The organism is Burkholderia sp. E168m23 (assembly GCF_016586125.1).
Lineage (GTDB): Bacteria > Pseudomonadota > Gammaproteobacteria > Burkholderiales > Burkholderiaceae > Burkholderia > Burkholderia orbicola.
In genome coordinates this window covers 1-2,660 of the sequence record NZ_BCPP01000966.1, presented here as the reverse complement: position 1 = coordinate 2,660, position 2,660 = coordinate 1, and the positions used below count along the sequence as shown (strand labels likewise).

Here is a 2,660-nt window from a genome sequence, read left to right as displayed (position 1 = left end):
TAGAACGCCCGGCGGGGCGAGGTGAATCGCCGGATTGCGATTGATTCTTTCTCGCCAGGAATGAATTGACCGGCTTGAAAGTTTTTTGTCAGAATCGGGTGCGACCACCGACACACCGGGAGATCCGATGAATTCGACGAAAAGATTTGAAGCCGACGATGCCAAAGCTGAACGGCTTCCCAACGACGCGGGATTCGGCGCTCGCGGTTCCCATGAACCTCGTCGCAGCGCAGTGAGCGCGAACGAGCCGGCGCTGGAGCAGTGGGCGTGGCTGGCACCTCTGATCGGACCAATAGACCCGGAGTTTGAAAACGCGCTCGCGTCGCGACCCGCGATTTCAGACGAGAGCGGATGCATTTGACGTTGCGGCAGCAAGCGAATGCGCAAACGTTTTACCGGTATTCGACCGGATTGAATTGTCGGATCGAGAAATAAAAGAATGAATATCCAGATCCGATTTGCCTAGGTCACCGGGCAAGCCGGACGGGACACCCGGGCCAACAGTTAACGGCCCGTCCAATAAGAACTTTAGCCTTTTCTCCCTGCAATTAATCATTGCGATTTCCTCAATGGCCGATTGATTTTCGGTCATCGGACAGTCATACACCATCCCCGATAATTCGGCGCTCACATTCTTTCAATAGACCAAAGGGCGATCGAACCCGGATCGCTGCGGGGAGCTGTACTCATGACCATCCGTCATCGCATTACGCTGCTAGTCGTCCTGACGTTCTTCGCGCTGTCCGCGATCGGCATCTACGCCGTGTACCAGACGCGCAAGAGCGCATCCGAGGTGCGTCAGGTCACCCAGGGAATCGTGCCGAGCGCGCTCGCGTCGGCGGATCTCGTCGCCGATGTGAAGAACATCCAGATCGCGACGATGACGCTCGTCTACGCGCCCGACGCGAACACCGCCGCCCAGGCGCGCGACGAGCTGAAGGCGAAGCAGGCCGCGCTGCGCGCCGCACTCGACGCGCAGGCGAAATCGGCGGTCGGCCAGGCGCAGGTCGGGCTCGTCGCGCAGGCGAAGGACAGCGCCGCGAACTATTTCGCGGCGATCGCCGACACCGTGAAGATGAAGACGGACGGCAAGGCCGAGATGGCGCAGGCCTACCTGTTCGCGAACGTCGCGCAGTATCGCGATGAACTCGAAAGCATCGTCGACACGCTGCGCGTCGAGAAGAACCGCCAGAAGGACGACGCGATCGGCGCGCTGAACGGGATGCTCGCGACCACGGCGACCGCGATCGCGGGCGTCGCCGGCACGGTGATCGTGCTGCTGACCGCGCTCGGCTTCGTGCTGTATCGCCAGATCACGCGCCCGCTGATCGGGATGCAGACGGCGATGAGCGAGATCGCGACGAGCCAGGATTTCACGCGCCGCGTGCCGGTGGGCCGGATGGACGAGATCGGCCATTCGATCGTCGCGTTCAACGGGATGATCGGGAAGATCCAGGAGAACGCCGCGCAACTGAAGCAGAAGACGGCCGACATCCAGGCGATGCTGCAGAACATGCAGCAGGGCATCCTGACCGTCGTCGAGGGCGGCGTCGTGCACGCGGAGTATTCGGCGTACCTCGAAACCATCTTCGAGACGAACGACATCGCCGGCCGCGACCTGATGGCGCTCGTGTTCGACGATTCGGCGATCGGCGCCGACGCGCGCTCGCAGGTCGACGCGGCCGTGCACGCGTGCCTCGGCGAGGATAGCATGAACTTCGGGTTCAACGAACACCTGCTCGTCAACGAAGTCGCGAAGCGGATGCCGGACGGCCGCGAGAAGTGGCTCGACCTGAGCTGGTCGGCGATCACCGACGAGACCGACACGGTGGTGCGCCTGATGCTGTGCGTGCGCGACGTGACCGAGATCCGCGAGCTGACCGCGCAGGCCGGCGAACAGCAGCGCCGCCTCGAGATGATCGGCGAGATTCTGTCGATCAGCCAGGACAAGTTCCACGACTTCGTGCACAGCGCGAAGGGCTTCCTCAGCGAGAACGAGAGGATGATTCGCCAGCACGAGCGCGTCGATCATTCGATCGTCGCGGCGCTGTTCCGCAACATGCATACGATCAAGGGCAATGCGCGCACGTACAGCCTTCAGCATCTGACTAACATCGTCCACGAAGCGGAGCAGGCGTACGAATCGCTGCGCCGCGCGGACAGCGGCCCCGAGTGGAACCGCGACGCGCTGATGGAGGATCTGGCGCGCGTACGCGAGGCCGTCGACCACTACGCGACGATCAACGCGGTCACGCTCGGCCGTAGCGGCGAGCCGGCGCAGAACGGCGCCGATTTCCTGATGGTCGAGCGTGCGCACATCAGCGAGAGCCTGCGGGTGCTGGATGGCGCCGATCCGGCCAACGCGTCCGACTGGCACGCGGCGCGCGATGCGGTGCGCCGCATGCTGAGCCAGCTCGGCACGCAAGGGATCGGCGAAGCGCTCGGCGGCGTGATCGAATCGCTGCCGTCGCTCGCGGCCGAGCTTGGCAAGCCGGCGCCCGTCGTGCATATCGACAGCCACGGCCAGCGCGTGCGCAGCGAGATCGTCGCGACGCTGAAGAACGTGTTCATGCACCTGCTGCGCAATGCGATCGACCACGGGATCGAGTCATCCGACGCGCGGCGCGCGGCCGGCAAGCCGGCATCCGGCACGATCGACA

2 protein-coding genes are annotated in these 2,660 nt (G+C 63.6%); both read left to right on the top strand.

Going from position 1 to position 2,660, the window contains the following annotated elements; all coding sequences use genetic code 11:
- The first annotated feature begins 127 nt into the window (after positions 1–127).
- Positions 128–361: a virulence-associated protein gene (locus tag JMF90_RS32650; protein WP_226138881.1), complete on the top strand. Its 234-nt coding sequence runs from the start codon at positions 128–130 to the stop codon at positions 359–361.
- Positions 362–688: 327 nt separating this feature from the next.
- On the top strand, positions 689–2,660 hold a 1,972-nt coding region (locus tag JMF90_RS32645; RefSeq protein ID WP_201325980.1), incomplete at its 3' end, for an MCP four helix bundle domain-containing protein.

Excerpts from the sequence above, each read along its gene's own strand:
- JMF90_RS32650 (WP_226138881.1), top strand. The coding sequence starts at position 128 with ATGAATTCGACGAAAAGATTTGAAGCCGACGATGCCAAAGCTGAACGG.